The 15,455-nt window shown below is 49.9% G+C and carries 14 protein-coding genes and 1 pseudogene; 6 read left to right on the top strand and 9 right to left on the bottom strand.

Features of this window, described 5'->3' with window-relative positions; translation table 11 throughout:
- Nucleotides 1-479: 479 nt before the first annotated feature.
- From pssA to E1189_RS07580, 3 genes are all read right to left on the bottom strand, one after another.
- Complete coding sequence (pssA, locus tag E1189_RS07590; RefSeq protein ID WP_155159427.1) at nt 480-1,304, bottom strand: CDP-diacylglycerol--serine O-phosphatidyltransferase; 825 nt, start codon at nt 1,302-1,304, stop codon at nt 480-482.
- Nucleotides 1,305-1,445: 141 nt separating this feature from the next.
- Nucleotides 1,446-2,462, bottom strand: a complete 1,017-nt coding sequence (ilvC, locus tag E1189_RS07585; protein ID WP_155159426.1) for a ketol-acid reductoisomerase — start codon at nt 2,460-2,462, stop codon at nt 1,446-1,448.
- Between the two features lie 146 nt (nt 2,463-2,608).
- Complete coding sequence (locus E1189_RS07580) at nt 2,609-3,745, bottom strand: hypothetical protein (RefSeq protein WP_155159425.1); 1,137 nt, start codon at nt 3,743-3,745, stop codon at nt 2,609-2,611.
- A gap of 244 nt (nt 3,746-3,989) precedes the next feature.
- Between E1189_RS07580 and E1189_RS07575 the strand changes: the two are divergent.
- Nucleotides 3,990-4,184: pseudogene (locus E1189_RS07575) on the top strand (HTH-type transcriptional activator IlvY); the annotation flags it as partial.
- A 77-nt stretch (nt 4,185-4,261) separates the two neighbouring features.
- Here the strand turns inward: E1189_RS07575 and ilvN are convergent.
- Entirely contained in the window at nt 4,262-4,753 is a 492-nt protein-coding gene (gene ilvN / locus E1189_RS07570) for an acetolactate synthase small subunit (RefSeq protein WP_155159424.1), read from the bottom strand.
- Nucleotides 4,753-6,498: an acetolactate synthase 3 large subunit gene (locus E1189_RS07565; protein ID WP_329601939.1), complete on the bottom strand. Its 1,746-nt coding sequence runs from the start codon at nt 6,496-6,498 to the stop codon at nt 4,753-4,755. The genes ilvN and E1189_RS07565 overlap by 1 nt, the downstream gene beginning before the upstream one ends.
- Before the next feature lie 639 nt (nt 6,499-7,137).
- Between E1189_RS07565 and E1189_RS07560 the strand changes: the two genes are divergently transcribed.
- Nucleotides 7,138-7,584: a DUF4124 domain-containing protein gene (locus E1189_RS07560; RefSeq protein WP_155159423.1), complete on the top strand. Its 447-nt coding sequence runs from the start codon at nt 7,138-7,140 to the stop codon at nt 7,582-7,584.
- Nucleotides 7,585-7,640: 56 nt separating this feature from the next.
- On the opposite strand, the gene ushA is transcribed toward E1189_RS07560, so the two are convergent.
- The 3 genes from ushA to E1189_RS07545 all read right to left on the bottom strand — a co-directional run bounded on the left by ushA (nt 7,641) and on the right by E1189_RS07545 (nt 10,067).
- The gene (ushA, locus tag E1189_RS07555) at nt 7,641-9,242 is read right to left on the bottom strand and encodes a bifunctional UDP-sugar hydrolase/5'-nucleotidase UshA (RefSeq protein WP_196221297.1); all 1,602 of its coding nucleotides are present in this window, start codon (nt 9,240-9,242) and stop codon (nt 7,641-7,643) included.
- Nucleotides 9,243-9,306: 64 nt separating this feature from the next.
- Nucleotides 9,307-9,618, bottom strand: coding sequence for a YqcC family protein (locus E1189_RS07550; protein ID WP_329601938.1), 312 nt, complete (start codon nt 9,616-9,618; stop codon nt 9,307-9,309).
- Between the two features lie 35 nt (nt 9,619-9,653).
- Nucleotides 9,654-10,067, bottom strand: coding sequence for a tetratricopeptide repeat protein (locus E1189_RS07545; RefSeq protein WP_196221296.1), 414 nt, complete (start codon nt 10,065-10,067; stop codon nt 9,654-9,656).
- A 209-nt stretch (nt 10,068-10,276) separates the two neighbouring features.
- Between E1189_RS07545 and E1189_RS07540 the strand changes: the two genes are divergently transcribed.
- The 4 genes from E1189_RS07540 to E1189_RS07525 all read left to right on the top strand — a co-directional run bounded on the left by E1189_RS07540 (nt 10,277) and on the right by E1189_RS07525 (nt 15,242).
- On the top strand, nt 10,277-12,466 hold the full coding sequence (locus E1189_RS07540; RefSeq protein WP_196221295.1) for a TonB-dependent hemoglobin/transferrin/lactoferrin family receptor: 2,190 nt from the start codon (nt 10,277-10,279) through the stop codon (nt 12,464-12,466).
- Between the two features lie 61 nt (nt 12,467-12,527).
- On the top strand, nt 12,528-13,907 hold the full coding sequence (hutW, locus tag E1189_RS07535; RefSeq protein WP_155159419.1) for a heme anaerobic degradation radical SAM methyltransferase ChuW/HutW: 1,380 nt from the start codon (nt 12,528-12,530) through the stop codon (nt 13,905-13,907).
- Nucleotides 13,908-13,929: 22 nt separating this feature from the next.
- Nucleotides 13,930-14,442 (top strand): heme utilization cystosolic carrier protein HutX, encoded by a 513-nt coding sequence (gene hutX / locus E1189_RS07530; RefSeq protein WP_196221294.1) that lies wholly within the window; start codon nt 13,930-13,932, stop codon nt 14,440-14,442.
- On the top strand, nt 14,439-15,242 hold the full coding sequence (locus E1189_RS07525; protein ID WP_155159417.1) for an NAD(P)H-binding protein: 804 nt from the start codon (nt 14,439-14,441) through the stop codon (nt 15,240-15,242). The genes hutX and E1189_RS07525 overlap by 4 nt, the downstream gene beginning before the upstream one ends.
- On the opposite strand, the gene E1189_RS25335 is transcribed toward E1189_RS07525, so the two are convergent.
- A partial coding sequence (locus E1189_RS25335; protein WP_230460249.1) for a hypothetical protein occupies nt 15,229-15,455 on the bottom strand: 227 nt, incomplete at its 5' end. The two genes, E1189_RS07525 and E1189_RS25335, sit on opposite strands and share 14 nt — an antisense overlap.

Below are 15,455 nucleotides of genomic sequence, written 5' to 3'. Positions count from 1 at the left end.
TGAATTCTTTGTTAAAGATCACTCTTCATCTCATTTTGCGAAGAGGATTGCTGAAGCTCTTAAGAAGTGATTCGTTAGTCGCTTCAGCGAGGCAGCCATTCTACCGTGGCGCCTGCAGGTGTCAAGTGATTCTTTTTTGTTAATTCCAGTGAAATTGAACAACCAAGAAATGCCTAACAAGTGTTGCCGTTTGGCTTAGCCGGTGACAACGAGGAGCGCATTTTACAGCGTTGTGACGTTGTGTCAATTAACATTTAAGTTTTACTTAAACATTGTTGACCGTCGGTCGCTATTTGCACTCACCTTATCTCCCTATAAGCATTGCTTCTGCACTGCTCAACAGAGAGGCGGCGAATTATACGGCCATCGCTGCATTCGTCAATAGGCGGTATTCCGAACCATGCACTCAAAGTCTTCAGGTATAGACACTCTTTATCAACTAGACGAGAAAGATGCCTATAAAAGGGAAGAACTACACACTATCCGCGCACAGCTGGCTGCTGCTCGGTATTAAAAATACTCATCACAGGGCCAGAGCAAGCATAGGCCAAGAACACAATAAACAACACTCTTGGCGGATCGATAAATACGACCGCAAAAACCAAGACCAGTGCAATGATGAAAATAAATGGCACCCGGCCGCGTAAGTCGAGTTGCTTAAAACTGTGATAACGGAAGTTGCTGATCATCATTATGCCAGCCAATCCAGTGATCAATGCTGCCAGCAGCGCAATGGCAATAGAACTTCCATCTACGCCAAAATCACTGAACGACCACACCAAACCGGCAACCAGTGCGGCTGCACTCGGGCTGTTTAATCCTGTGAAGTAGCGTTTATCCGCCGTATCGGCCATGGCATTAAATCGGGCAAGGCGCAACGCAGCACAGGCGGCATAGATAAAGGCCACCATCCATCCGATTTTACCTAATCCTCCCAAAGCCCAGCTGAAGACAACCAGTGCCGGCGCAACACCGAAGGAGACCATATCGGAAAGGCTATCGTACTCTGCACCAAATTTGCTTTGGGCATTGATAAGGCGAGCAACCCGACCATCCATTCCATCAAGAATCATGGCTACAAAAATAGCGATGGCTGCTGCGCTGAAGTCGGGCTGATCTGCCGTCACACTGACAATGGCGTAAAACCCACAGAACAAGGCGCCAGTTGTTAGAAGATTAGGAAGAAGATATACCCCCCGGCGCTGAACTTTATATCCACCTTCTGCCACTTCTTCTATATGTTCATCGACGGGCAGGAGTCCATCAACTGAAGAAGTTTCAGGCTTATCTTGTTTCTCATCCATTATTGTTAACCGCCTTTTTTATCTTTCTATAAGGATGAGCCGAAAATCATCTACATACCATAGCAGCGAAGATTCTTTTGGCTTTTTACAGGGAGCAAATCAGGCAGGAGAAGGAAGGGGCTTTTGCCCCTTCCGAAAAGGTTAGTTCTTTTCTTTATCAACAATCTTGTTAGCCGCAATCCAGGGCATCATCTCACGCAGGCGTCCACCCACCTGCTCGATAGGGTGAGCAGCGTTGTTACGGCGATGAGCTGTCATGGATGGGTAGTTCATGGCACCTTCTGTGATGAACATCTTGGCATATTCGCCGTTCTGGATACGCTTGAGGGCATTACGCATGGCCTGACGGGACTCTTCGTTAATCACTTCCGGGCCAGTTACATACTCACCATACTCTGCATTGTTGGAGATGGAGTAGTTCATGTTGGCGATGCCGCCTTCGTACATCAGGTCAACAATCAGCTTGAGTTCGTGCAGACACTCGAAGTAAGCCATTTCCGGTGCATAGCCGGCTTCGGTCAGAGTTTCGAAACCCGCTTTAACCAGTTCAACCGCACCTCCGCAGAGTACAGCCTGCTCACCAAACAAATCGGTTTCTGTTTCATCTTTGAATGTGGTTTCGATAATGCCGGAACGACCACCGCCCATACCTGACGCGTAAGACAGTGCCAGCTCTTTTGCCTTGCCGGATACGTTCTGGAAAACAGCAATCAGATCAGGAATACCGCCGCCTTTCACAAACTCCGAACGTACGGTATGACCTGGAGCCTTGGGAGCAATCATGATCACATCGATATCAGCACGTGGAATAATCTGGTTATAGTGAATGGCAAAACCGTGGGCAAACGCCAGAGTAGCGCCCTGCTTCAAGTTAGGTTCAATTTCTGCCTTATAAAGCTGGGACTGGAACTCATCAGGGGTCAGGATCATGACCACATCAGCTTCAGCCACGGCATCAGCTACATTCTTTACTTTCAGGCCGGAGGCTTCGGCTTTAGCAACAGAAGATGAGCCGGAACGCAGACCGACTGTGATATCTACTCCCGAGTCTTTCAGGTTATTGGCATGAGCATGCCCCTGAGAGCCATAACCGATAATAGCGACCTTCTTGCTCTGGATAATGGAAAGATCACAATTTTTATCGTAGTAAACCTGCATAATACTAACTCCTGAGCGACACTCACGCTTCTTTTGATGTATTTCTTATAGCTCAAAATGTTCCGCTGGAGACAACCATAACGAGGTAAACCTGTTTCGTAAAATGATAAATTTGAAAGACTATATTTCGCTTCAGGAAACAGAGGTTAGTGGCAATGGATTCCCGTACGCACATCAAAAGTCGCGGGCCTGCCTAATTCAACAACAGCCTCAGACATACGCCTGTAAAAAACCTGACTGATGTAGCGCCAACCTTCCTGCATAGTTGCATCCGGCATGGTATGCCCCCGCTCCTGATTGCACTCTATGCCCTTATGAAATCCACGCCCCTTCAAGTACCTAACCAGTGCCTTACTGGTACCGGCAAAGTCCACCAGAGCTACCTTATCTTTTCCCTGGGTGCCATAGGTTATAAAGGCTGAATAAAAATTATTTTCAGAGCCCGTTGGCAGCTGTTTAAACCACGGCAGCTGCCCTCCAGAATAACTGACAATGCCTGCAATATAGTTCGATCGCATCCGCCCCATGGCAGCACTTTGAAAACCACCCGCGCCGAAGCCCATGGAATAAATACGCCGGTCATCAATGTTAAACTGCTCTTCAGCACAGGCAACCAGCTGATCAGCTAATTGGAAATCATTATGCTTCCATACCAGTGCAGGATTCAGCACATGCCAGGGCATAACAGAAGGAGAGCCTGCGAAGGGGGCGAACACTACACCGCCCTGACGGGTAATTTCACGAATCATCCGCTCTCCCAATACCCGGTAGATCTGGCGCCAATCTTCATTGGAACCATGCCAGAAAAACACGACCGGCCCTAACTTCTGCCGAGCCTGCGGACGATTGACGAAAACCTGCACCTTTCGTTCCTTATAGAAACCGTACTCCATGGAAACCTCCCCCTCTATAAGCTCGGCACACTCATCTCGCACGCCGGGCATCATGGGAGAAAGCAACGCAAGGCTGTTATCCTGCACCAGCATGGCACTTTCCTCAGCATTGAGAACTTGCCCATCCAGATTCACTTTTTGCCACTTAAGAATGGCCTCAATAGCCTCCTCAAAGGTTAAATGTCCCGGTTGGCAATCTACCTCTTCGCAGGCTCCCATAATCTCGAGAACCAGCTGTTCCCGATAAAGCTTTAGTAGCCTGGCCATCTCTTGATCGGGCAGATTCCTGAGAATCAAATCAACCTTTTCCTCTATGAGGTCACGAATATAGTTATCTGGCTGCGGAGGCACGGAATACTGCTGTTCTGCATAAGAAAGACCACCAGTCATTAGCCACAATCCAATTACACACGCCCAACGTTTGCAATACTCTATCATCGGAACACCCCCTTAATGGTTCTTCAGGTCAGGTATCGACAAGCCAGAGAGTATCTGGATTCCTGAGAGCTCCTCGGGTCATAATTCCCCCAACGTTCCAATAATCACGAAGAAACTGGAGGGCCTCACCCCCTATGGACTTCCGCCCTCTCAAACACTTTCTTGCCCTTTCTGAAACGCGTGGCCCGGCAGCGAGGCAGGGAATGAGGCGATTGTAAGCATGGTGAGCCTGGGGCTGGGAGTGGTTTCCCTGATTGTTCTGGAAAACAGTCCGCTGGCGGACAAAGTGCAAATCCTGGATGTGAAGCTGGAGTTAAAACCCTATGACGTGGGCTTATGCGTGCAGGAGAAGAAGCTCAAGAATCCACTTATCAAAGCATTCTGGAGTCAGCTCGATCATGGACTTTCAAACTATAAAAAACCGCTCCTGCCACATAAGCAAAGAGCGGCTTCCTGTTCAGGTGCGTTTTAAAGGCTCAGAACCTTTTCACCCCGGGCAATACCGGTCACCCCACTGCGCACCACTTCCAATACCGTGGACTCTCCCACCGCATCAATAAAGGCATCCAGCTTTTCACCGGTACCCGTGAGCTGGACGGTGTAAACGCCACTGGTGACATCCACAATCTGGCCACGGAAGATATCAGCGGTACGCTTGATTTCCGCCCGCAGGGCACCATGAGCTTTCACCTTAATCAGCATCAACTCACGTTCAATGTGAGCACCTTCGGTAAGATCCACCAGCTTCACCACATCAATCAGCTTGTTCAGCTGCTTGGTGATTTGCTCAATGGTTTCTGGCTTACCATCAGTCACCACGGTCAGACGAGACAATGTTTCATCCTCCGTGGGTGCCACAGTCAGGCTCTCAATGTTGTAGTTCCGCTGGGCAAACAGGCCGACAATACGAGACAGAGCGCCCGGTTCGTTTTCAACGAGTACAGAAATAATACGCCGCATCAGGTACGCTCCGTCTTGGTCAGCCACATATCACGCATGGAACCATCCTTAATCTGCATGGGATAAACATGCTCATTGGTATCCACCGCCACATCCAGGAATACAAGGCGATCTTTCAGGGAGAATGCCTCTTCCATTGCGGGCATCAAATCCTTCGCCTCGGTAACCGTGATGCCGACATGCCCATAGGCTTCCACCAGCTTTTTAAAGTCCGGCAGTGATTCCATATAAGAGTGGGAGTAGCGGCTGCTGTACTGCATGGTCTGCCACTGGCGCACCATACCCAGCGCCTGATTATTCAGATTAATCACCTTTACACCCAGATCATACTGACGACAGGTGGACAACTCCTGAATATTCATCTGGATACTGCCTTCCCCCGTGACACAGGCAACTGTTGCATCTGGATTGTGAAGTTTTACTCCCATGGCTGCGGGTAAACCAAAGCCCATGGTTCCCAGGCCACCCGATGTAATCCAGCGGTTTGGTTTATTAAACAGATAGTGCTGGGCAGCAAACATCTGGTGCTGACCTACGTCGGTGGTTATGTAGGCATCGTCGTTTTTGGTCACTTCATATAAGGCCTGAACAACCTGCTGGGGCTTGATAATTCCTTCAGCCGTTTCGTAGGGGAACAAGCCACCTTGCCCGCTCCGCCATTCGTTGATCTGTTTCCACCAGTTACTCAGCGCTTCTTTATCCTGCGCACCGGCTGAGGCTACTGCGAGATCATTCATCTCTTTCAACACACTCAGCACCGGCCCCACGATAGGCACATCAACCGGAACAGTTTTGGCGATACTGGCCGGGTCAATATCCACATGAACAATCTTGGCCGTTGGACAGAACTTGCTGGTACTGTTGGTTACCCGATCATCAAACCGAACACCCACCGCCAACACCAGATCACTGTGGTGCATGGCAAGGTTGGCGGTGTAACTGCCATGCATTCCCAGCATGCCGACGAACTGATCATCGGTGCCGGGGTAACTGCCCAAGCCCATCAGAGTATTGGTAACGGGAACGCCGGTCTGCTTCGCCAGCCTGGTCAGCTGATCAGACGCATCTCCCAGTACAACACCGCCACCGGCATAAATTATCGGTCGACGGGCTTTCATCAGCAGGTCGACCGCCTTACGAATCTGGCCGGTGTGGCCTTTTTGGGGCGGATTGTAGGAACGAATCTTCACCTTCCCGGGGTATTCATAAGGGAACTTCTTGGTGAGATCAGTAATATCTTTTGGTAAATCGACCACAACCGGGCCAGGACGGCCGGTTTGTGCAATATAGAAGGCTTTCTTGATCACTTCCGGAATATCTTCCGCACGTTTAACAAGGAAACTGTGTTTCACAATGGGCCGGGAGATACCCACCATATCGGTTTCCTGAAACATATCCGTGCCAATAAATCGAGAAGGCACCTGACCAGATAGCACAACCATAGGAATGGAATCCATATAGGCCGTTGCAATACCGGTAATGGTGTTTGTTGCCCCCGGGCCGGATGTGACAAGTGCAACGCCTGCCTTGCCGCTGGAACGCGCATAGCCGTCAGCCATGTGAGTGGCCGCCTGCTCATGGCGAACCAGTATATGTGTGATTTTGTCCTGGCGGAAAATGGCATCGTAAACGTGCAGAAGTGCACCGCCGGGATAACCATAAATGTATTCAACGCCCTCATCAGCGAGCGCCCTTACAACCATATCCGCACCGGACAGAAGTTCGACTTGCTTACCCTCAGTCACGGAACCACCATTATTTATTGGACAACCTGTTCAAGACTCACCATGCCAAGCTTGGAGTGAGCTTTCAGAACTCCCGGTTGCATTGTTAGTACGTATCCGATAAAACGCCAGTTGTGCCGCAGGCACTCAGGCTGACTCTACCAGATCCTGGTTCTTTTTATGGTTCGCCGGTTTGTGCCAGCTTATACATCCCCATGCAGATGCTGCCTTCAGGAATGGCTTCGGGCAGGGCGGATAGAAATAATCCCGAAGCGGAAGACTGTTTGCGATTGATGCTCCCAGTTCTTCTATAAAAACACTCTTCTTAAGTACCCGGACCATTGCTTTCGCATAATGGTGGCGAGTGAATTTTTTCGCTCTTCAAGGAACAACGTCGGGAGCGTAGCCCGCTACGTGACCAGAGTTGTGACGCAGCAAGAGCGGAAAAATACGCCGTCAGACTATGCGAAAGCAATGGTCCGGGTACTTAGTAGGCACTTGAGCCTTAAAAAGGCTCTATTCTGTGTGCTCCGGCTCATTGTTGACGTTACACACCGGTGAGTCAATAGCCCTGCCCTTCAAGCTCATGGCATATCCATGTACAGTACCGGTCAATAGAAATAAAAATGATTATGCCCAGTGCATACAACGGGTACAGAAATGAAAACAGCCACCGCTCTTTTACTCGCAGCTGTAGTGTCTGCCGGATTCAGTTTCGCGGCGCACGCCACAATCTATAAATGGACGGACAGCGATGGCACCGTTCACTTTGGCAAACAACCGCCACCACAGGGAACAGAGTTTTCTGAAATCAAATCCCCTCGCAATAAAGCGCCATTACAGGCAGAGAGCCCTGCCTCTACAAAGCCAGCTTCAGAATCAACAGTTCAAGAAGATATGGATAAGTATAATGAACAGCTAAATCGGCTTGCAGAGCAGCAGAGAGAAGCTTGCAACAGGGCTACTGAAAACAAAGAGCGGCTGCTCAACAACCATCGTATTCAGATGAGAGATGAAAATGGCAACGTAAGAACGCTGACCTATGAAGAAAAGCTGCAACAGCTGCAGCGGGCCGATGAAGGCATTCAGGAATACTGCGTCAACTGATTTTCGCTACATAAAAAGTGCTGATGAATTCCTCTTCATCAGCACTTTTTATACGTTCAATGTCGCTTTATCTCTCCTTGAGGGGCATAGTCATTCACCTTAATAGGTGAGTTCTTCTTTATATAGTCCTTCAATACCTCACCATCGATATAGCCGGTATTGACATAATTGGGCTTATTGTCGAGCTGTGGATAACCATCACCACCGGACGCAGAGAAACTGTTTACAGCCATGCGGTACATTTTGTCGTCGTTCACGAGATTGCCACCAACAGCCAGTAGTTTCAGTTTTCCTCCTTCCATCACCATGGCGACATTGGCAAAGTGAGCGAACGCACCGCTATCGGGAGGCATACTGCCCACCACCTGCATATAGTTTTTGAGATCGCGCCCATTCAGCTCTATGTAGGCCACCTGATTACCAAAAGGCTGCACAGTAAGTACCGTACGATAAGTGATTGGCCCGGCAGGAATGCTGGTGCGGATACCGCCGCCATTCAGAACAGCCAGATCTGCTTTCGCCCGTTCCCTTTGGGCTTCTGCAATCAAATTACCAAGGGCTGTTGGATGGAAACGAACTTCTGCACGCTCGCCGGGCAGGCGTTTATCCACCTTGCCGACAACCACGCTCAGCATCTCATCACCTTTTTTCTGATAGGGCTCAAGCAGTTCAAGCATCTCCTTATTCTCGGTGATAACTGGCCCGATATTGACATACTCACTCTTCCCGTTGCGCACAACCTTCTCTTTGAGGTTGACGGGAATCAGCTCATAGTCCGTCATTTTCAGGATGCCATCCCGATAAATAAAGTCAGAACGCCCTACATATTTACCCCACTCAAAGGCCTGCATGATGTAAGTGGAATTGATGATATCCGGGCGAAACAGAGGGTCTTGGGAATGGCCGCCTGCAATAATATCAATACCATCAACTTTTCTTGCCAGATTCACATCTCCCGGGGCGTTAATGCCGTAGTTACCCCGGAAATACCAGCCAAGGTGTGTAGCCGCAATCACGATATCGGACTTTTTGCGCATCTCGGGCATCAGGGCTTTGGCTTCCTTCACTGGGTCAGTAAACGTCAGCCCTCGTGTCACTTCCGGATTGGATGTCTGCACAGTATCCAGTGTCGTCAGCCCAATGATGGCAACACGCAAGCCACCCGCATCAACAACAATATAAGGTTTGAATAGTCGTTTATTTGTTCTCTTGTCGTATATGTTCGCAGCAAGAAAAGGGAAATTGGCCCACTGGACCTGCTGCATGAGCAGCGGCAAAGGGTTATCAAACTCATGGTTACCCACGGCAGAAGCCGTATAACCAATCAGGTTCATACCTTTAATGTCTGGCAGTGCATCCAGCATGTCAGACGTCGGCGTACCAGTATTAATATCCCCGCCAGACAGCACGATAACCGCACCACCTTTTTTAACCACTTCACCACGAATCTTGTCGATCAGGGTTTTGCGGGCAGCCATACCACCTTCGCCCTGGCTGTTTCTCCAGAAGTGGCCGTGGTTGTCGTTGGTGTTGAGTACCGTTAAGTGATAAGTCTTGCTATCACTCGACATCTGCTTTGACGGCATTTGGCATGCGACAAGAAAAAACGCTGTCAGCACCAGAATAAAGATATTACGAAGAGAAAAGCGAGACTGCATAACCAACCTCCGGGAAACCCGTATTAGAAGCAGTTTCGCAATTTTAGACGATGAGCTTATATCGTTAGGCCATTGCTGCATCAAGGCGGGCAATAATAGGCAGCAGCCGTGTACCATCAATACGTTTGGCAGCAAACGCCTCTTCGGCATAGGGCTGAATCTGGGAACCGGATGGCAGCGCGCCCTTCTGGTCAAGAATCGCGCGCAGGCGGGGAATATAAATCCACTGTAGCCACTGGGTGAAATCCAGCGTATCTACACAAAACGGCTCGGGGCTTGAGAGCGCTTCCACACTGGGAGGCATACCTGCCCAATGTCCTTCCGCTCTCAATACACCTTCCAGATCAATCAACAGGGCAGAAACGTCCGCGCTCACAACTCTTTACTCTCGGATTGGAAAAGACGGGCACATTACTCCGAAGCCGGCTCATCGTTCAAGCGCTGAATCATGCGTTCCAGCTCATCCCGCAACACTGACTCGGAGGAAAAGAACAATCCACGCTGCGCCAGAGAGCGAGCCAGTTCAATATCACCGTGACTCTCCCGTACACTGGCAAGGTAGAAATAAACCAATCCATCATCCGGTGAGATACGCAGAGCACGGCCAAGCTTCTGCAGACTTTCCGCAGTATTGCCAGCCTGCCAGGCTTTCCGCCCTTCTCTTAATAGCTGACTGGTTGCACTGGGGCGCCCCAGAGATGTGGCCTGCTCCAGATATTCATAGGACACCACCTGCTCATCGCCCAACGGCATTTTTACAAAGGATGTGGAGCACCCCGCCAGAGCCGATGACAAAACCAACAAAGCCAAAAACTTCTTCAACATTCCTTTCGTCACTTACTGCACATTCAGATAGACCAAGGCGAATGATGACATAAAACCCCACCTCAACACCCGAAAAGTACGCTTTGGCATTCAATTCTTGATCAAAAACAAGAATGGGAATGATTCTTATTTGACATCAATCAATAACCATTCTCATTTACATCTGTATATTCGCCATCACAAAATTGATGATACGTCAGGACACACACATGAACTTCCGTCCCACACTCCTTGCTGTTTCTGTGATGGCAACAACAGCTGCATGGGCTGCTGAAACGCCTACAACTATGCTTGATCAGGTGACCGTAACTGCGACCCGTACGGAGAAGCAGATTAAGGATGTGGCGGGCAGTGTGTCCGTAAAAGACAGTGAGCAGCTTGATCGTGAAATGGCCCGTAACATCAAAGATATGATGCGTTACGAGCCAGGTATTGAAGTTGGAACAAACCAGCGAGGCGGAAGTGAAGGATTCAATATCCGAGGCATGGATGCCAATCGTGTAAAGATCATGGTAGATGGTATTGATCAATCCCAGCAGTTTGATCCTGGGTATGGATTTATCAGCTCTCAGCGTAACTTCATTGATATTGACTCCCTGAAAGCTATCGAAGTTGTGAAAGGACCCTCTTCAAGCCTTTATGGTAGTGATGCAATCGGTGGTACTGTTGCTTATATCACCAAAAATCCAGCGGATTATCTCAAGGCCGAAGGTGATGATAGCCATGCATCTATTAAATCAGCCTACTCCAGCGTAGATAAAGGTTTCACTAACACTTTCACAGCGGCCAATCGCTCCGGTGATCTGGATACCATGGTTGTATACACACGCCGTGATGCTCACGAAACCAAAAACTATGAAGGCTCGAATGTTTATGGCCCCGACCGTGGTAAGGTCAACCCAAACGACAATCGCAGCAATAATATTCTCGCAAAGGTTCAGTATCAGATAAACGACTCTCACCGTGTGGGCCTTACAGTCGAACACCTGAACAGCAAAAGTGATTCAAAACTGAAATCTATGGATCTCTACAACAATGGTGCTCCACACAACGCGTCAGCCTCAGATGAATCTGAACGTACCCGCGTGGGTATTTTCCATGAATGGGACCTCAATAGCGCATTCGCTGACTTGGTGAAGTGGAATCTGGATTGGCAGAAAACTGAAAAAAGTCAGAACACGTTCATGCCAGCTTATGTACTCACCATGAGGCCAGGAGTCTCATTTACATACAATGATCGTATAAAGGATTACAGCTATACAGAAAACAGCTTAAGTCTGAGCACCCAACTTGAGAAAGCATTCTCCCTAGCAGGCCTTGAGCACAACGTGGTTTACGGTTTTAGTGCATCCCGCACAGACACCCAAAACAACAACACAACCATTGATCTGGCGGATAACACCGTAACCAAAGAAAACTACATCCCCAAGGTTGACGCCAAAAAGTACGGGTTGTTCGTGCAGGACGAAATCCAGGTTACTGACAGACTGACAGTAACGCCAGGACTTCGCTACGATCGCTACGAATACAACCCTTCCGGTAACCATACATTCAACAGTCAGGATGTCACTGATGTCACAAACAGCAAAGTAACAGGCCGCCTTGGAACGGTTTACAAACTGACCGAAAACCTCAACCTGTTTGCGCAATACAGCCAAGGGTTCAAGAACCCCGGTTTCTATGAAATGTACTTCTACAGGAATGGGGGCACGTACAAAGCTATTCCTAACCCCAACCTTAAACCGGAAGAAAGCGACTCCTACGAAATTGGCCTTAGGGGTGATGGAAGCCTTGGTAGTTATGAGGTAACAAGCTTCTACAACAAGTACGACAACTTCATTGATTCTGTAACAGACCGATCTAACTCCAGCTTTCCAGATGGAATATCCAGCTATCAGAACGTCAACAAAGCCGAAATTAAAGGCTTGGAGTTGCGTGGTGAGCTCTGGCTGGACAGCGCCATCAATGCTCCCGAAGGTACCAGTCTGAAAGGCTCTCTTTCTTACGCCAAAGGTAAGGACACAGCAAACAACAAACCTCTGAACAGCGTAGCTCCACTGAAAGCGGTAATAGGCCTTGGCTATGACGCTCCATCAGAAACATGGGGTGGTGATGTAGCACTGACCTTGGTGAAGGGCAAAAGCAAATCCGATATTGATGAAAGTGGACTCCGTCAGGGTAAAAAACAGTTTACCCCTGCAGGTTACGGTGTTGTCGACATGACCACTTACTACAAGCCCGTTGAAGACCTCACCCTGCGCGCAGGCCTGTTCAACGTAACCGATAAGAAATACACCCTCTGGGACGATGTAAGAGGCATGACCACTGACCAGCAAGGTCTGGATCGTTACACCCAACCTGGCCGTAACGTATCCGTCTCAGCCACTTACGTATTCTAAATTTACCAGCATAAAGGTGGCACGCCGGCCGTACTCTGTACGCCCGGCGTGACTTAATACTATGAAGATAGAACTCGACACTGACCTCACAGGTCTCAGCTGCCCGGACCCGTTACGACACGCCTTTGCAGCGAAAAAAAGTGCCCATGCCCGTGGTGGCAACAGCAAACCTTTTTCTCCTGAACAGGCGCAGAGCACCTGGAATACCATTCTGGCTTCTGAGCTGACAAAAGAAGAGCAGGAAAAGAAGCGACTGGCGTATTTCCACATTCCTTTCTGCCGCACCCACTGCTCTTACTGTGGTTTCTTTCAGAACACGTCCAAAGAAGCTGAAATTGAAAAGTTCGTCAGCCATCTGGAAAAGGAAATCGAACAAACCGGCAAAGGTGAGTGGGTTCAAAGCAAGCCACTCAATGCCGTGTATTTTGGTGGCGGCACACCAACCGATTTATCTGCCGATCAGATTCGCAGACTCGGGCAGGCTATCCGCACTCATTTGCCTTTGGCAGATGATGTAGAGATGACCTTTGAAACCCGCTTTAACGGGCTGGACGATGAAAAGATCGCAGCCTGCCGTGAAGCCGGTTTCAACCGTTTCTCTCTGGGTTTGCAGACCTTCGATACCTTTATTCGTCGCAAGATGAGCCGTATTGATCCCCAGGACTTTTTGCAGGAACGTCTTGAGCATCTGAGCCAGCAGGACAACACATCCACCGTCGTCGACCTGATTTACGGCCTGCCCTGGCAGACCGAAGAACACTGGATGACTGATCTCGACCTGATCAATCAATCCAACATCCACGGTGTTGATCTGTACCAGCTGATTATGATGGGCGGCACTCGTATGGCGCAGTCTGTGGCCAAAGGCTCCATGCCTGCACCCGGCGACACCGCGTTCAAAGCTGGTCTGTTCAAGATGGGTGTGGAAACCATGATCGCCAATGGCTGGGATCGTTTAAGCGTCAGCCACTGGGGTCGCCCGGATGCCGACGGTGTGGCCCGTGAGCGCAATATCTACAACCACTTCACCAAAGCCGGAACAGAGATGATTCCCTTCGGCTGTGGCGCTGGCGGCAAGGTAGACGGCCACAGCATTATGCTGCATCGCTCCCTTGAGCCTTACTACGCCATGGTGAACGCTGGCCAAAAACCAATTATGGCGATGATGACGGCTGACCCAAACCGTGCAGTCAGCAACGTATTGGGTGGCGGTTTTGATCTCGGCACTCTGAATCTGGCAGCTCTGGATGAGGCCGCAGGCGAAAGTCTGTCAGCCCACTGTCGTCCACTCTTTGAAGCCTGGCAGGACAACGGCCTTGCCACTTTGAATAACAACACCCTCGACCTGACACTGGCAGGGCAGTTCTGGAACGTCACCATGAACCAGGCCCTGAACAATTACCTCGAGCGTTACCCTTTTTTAAACAAGAACGCAGCTTAATAGCGGAGTAAAGACTATGGATATGAAACAGAAAATTGCTGAGCTGTTTGCAGAAAACCCTTCCCAGACTCCAGCCGAAGCAGCTATGAAGCTGAACGTTGCAGAAGGCACCGTCATCCGCAACATGCCAGAAGAGATGGTCACTCTGCTGGAGAACACCCCACTGGAAGATGTGTACACCCGCCTGCGCGACTTTGGCGACATCATGCTGGTACTGGACGTTCAGGGTTCTATCTTTGAGATGGTGACTCCTTTCCCGAAAGGCGGTTACAAGTTCGGCTACTACAACATGAGCGACAAGCGCACGCCACTGAAAGGTCACCTGAAAATGGAAGGCATCGGCACGATTGCTCTGGTCACCAAGCCTTTCCACGGGGTTCCCACCAAATCCATTCAGTTCTTCAGCAACGAAGGCCACCCGGTATTCAAAGTTTACCTGCGTCGCAACAAGGACAAAACCTTCCTCGCCGAGCAACTGGAACAGTTTGAAGCTCTGGAAGCTCTAGCCAAAGACAAAGCAGGAGAAGCGGCATGAAACGCGTCAGCATACTCGGTTGTGGACGTGTAGGTATGACGCTGGGCAAGGAGCTCGCCCAGGCCGGTTATGCCGTGAAAGGTTCAACAACCTGCCATGAACGTTTCCATCAACTGCAGTTGCTGGGCATCGAGCCGGTGAAGCTGACTTTCACACCGAAGCCTGAGGGTGAACTGGACAACCTTCTGGATGCAGATGCTTTGGTGGTGTGTCTCACACCACCGGGACGCGACAGCGGTTACACCTATAACGACCAACTGTCGGCTATTTCAAAGGCTGCTAAAAAAGCGGGCATCAAACAGGTGATTCTCACAGGTGCCACATTTATCTACCCACTGTCTAACAATGAAGTCACAGAGGAGGATGTGGATTCCCAAAAGTCTGCCTTTATGGGACTGGACTGGCTGGATGCTGAAAACGCCCTGCGCTCCGCAAACCCTGAAGCTGTAACAATTCTTCGTTTGGCCGGATTGATGGGCGAAGGTCATAACGCTGCCGCGTACTTCTCCGGACGACCAATGGCGGGTGCCGATGCACCGGTGAACATGATTCACCAGGAAGATGTGGCCGGTGTGATTCGTCAGCTGATTGAGCAGGATGTGTGCGGAGAGGTATTCAACCTGTGCGCCCCGCTTCATCCCAGCCGACGAGAGTTTTACACCCTCGCCAGCGAGAAGGCAGGCATACCAGCGCCACAGTTCACCGATGAGCCAAAGCCTTATCGCATCGTAAATTGTGACAAGCTACAGGCTAAGCTGGACTACACCTTCAGGCACCCTGATCCACTCAAAGCTCTTTGAGTGACGTTTGCCATTCCCACAGGCTCTTAAACCAGTCAAGCGCGCCTCTTACCGGTAAGTTCACCGCACAGGAGGCGCTTTGACGGGGCTGAGAGCCTTCAATAAACGACAGCGACATAAGTACCCTCTCCTCCCAAACCTGGATTACGCGGTTCACCTTACAGAAAGACGGGAGAAAGACTCCAACTCTGGTCACGTAGCGGGCTACGCTCC

The sequence above is a fragment of the Parendozoicomonas verongulae genome, assembly GCF_009711465.1.
GTDB classification, from domain to species: Bacteria; Pseudomonadota; Gammaproteobacteria; order Pseudomonadales; family Endozoicomonadaceae; genus Sansalvadorimonas; species Sansalvadorimonas verongulae.
This window is presented reverse-complemented; position numbering and strand designations above follow the sequence as displayed.

Bases quoted from the DNA above. Each gene is read 5' to 3' on its own strand.
- pssA (WP_155159427.1), bottom strand. From the start codon at position 1,304: ATGGATGAGAAACAAGATAAGCCTGAAACTTCTTCAGTTGATGGACTC.
- ilvC (WP_155159426.1), bottom strand. From the start codon at position 2,462: ATGCAGGTTTACTACGATAAAAATTGTGATCTTTCCATTATCCAGAGC.
- E1189_RS07580 (WP_155159425.1), bottom strand. From the start codon at position 3,745: ATGACTGGTGGTCTTTCTTATGCAGAACAGCAGTATTCCGTGCCTCCG.
- ilvN (WP_155159424.1), bottom strand. From the start codon at position 4,753: ATGCGGCGTATTATTTCTGTACTCGTTGAAAACGAACCGGGCGCTCTG.
- E1189_RS07560 (WP_155159423.1), top strand. From the start codon at position 7,138: ATGAAAACAGCCACCGCTCTTTTACTCGCAGCTGTAGTGTCTGCCGGA.
- ushA (WP_196221297.1), bottom strand. From the start codon at position 9,242: ATGCAGTCTCGCTTTTCTCTTCGTAATATCTTTATTCTGGTGCTGACA.
- E1189_RS07545 (WP_196221296.1), bottom strand. From the start codon at position 10,067: ATGTTGAAGAAGTTTTTGGCTTTGTTGGTTTTGTCATCGGCTCTGGCG.
- E1189_RS07540 (WP_196221295.1), top strand. From the start codon at position 10,277: ATGAACTTCCGTCCCACACTCCTTGCTGTTTCTGTGATGGCAACAACA.
- hutW (WP_155159419.1), top strand. From the start codon at position 12,528: ATGAAGATAGAACTCGACACTGACCTCACAGGTCTCAGCTGCCCGGAC.
- hutX (WP_196221294.1), top strand. From the start codon at position 13,930: ATGAAACAGAAAATTGCTGAGCTGTTTGCAGAAAACCCTTCCCAGACT.
- E1189_RS07525 (WP_155159417.1), top strand. From the start codon at position 14,439: ATGAAACGCGTCAGCATACTCGGTTGTGGACGTGTAGGTATGACGCTG.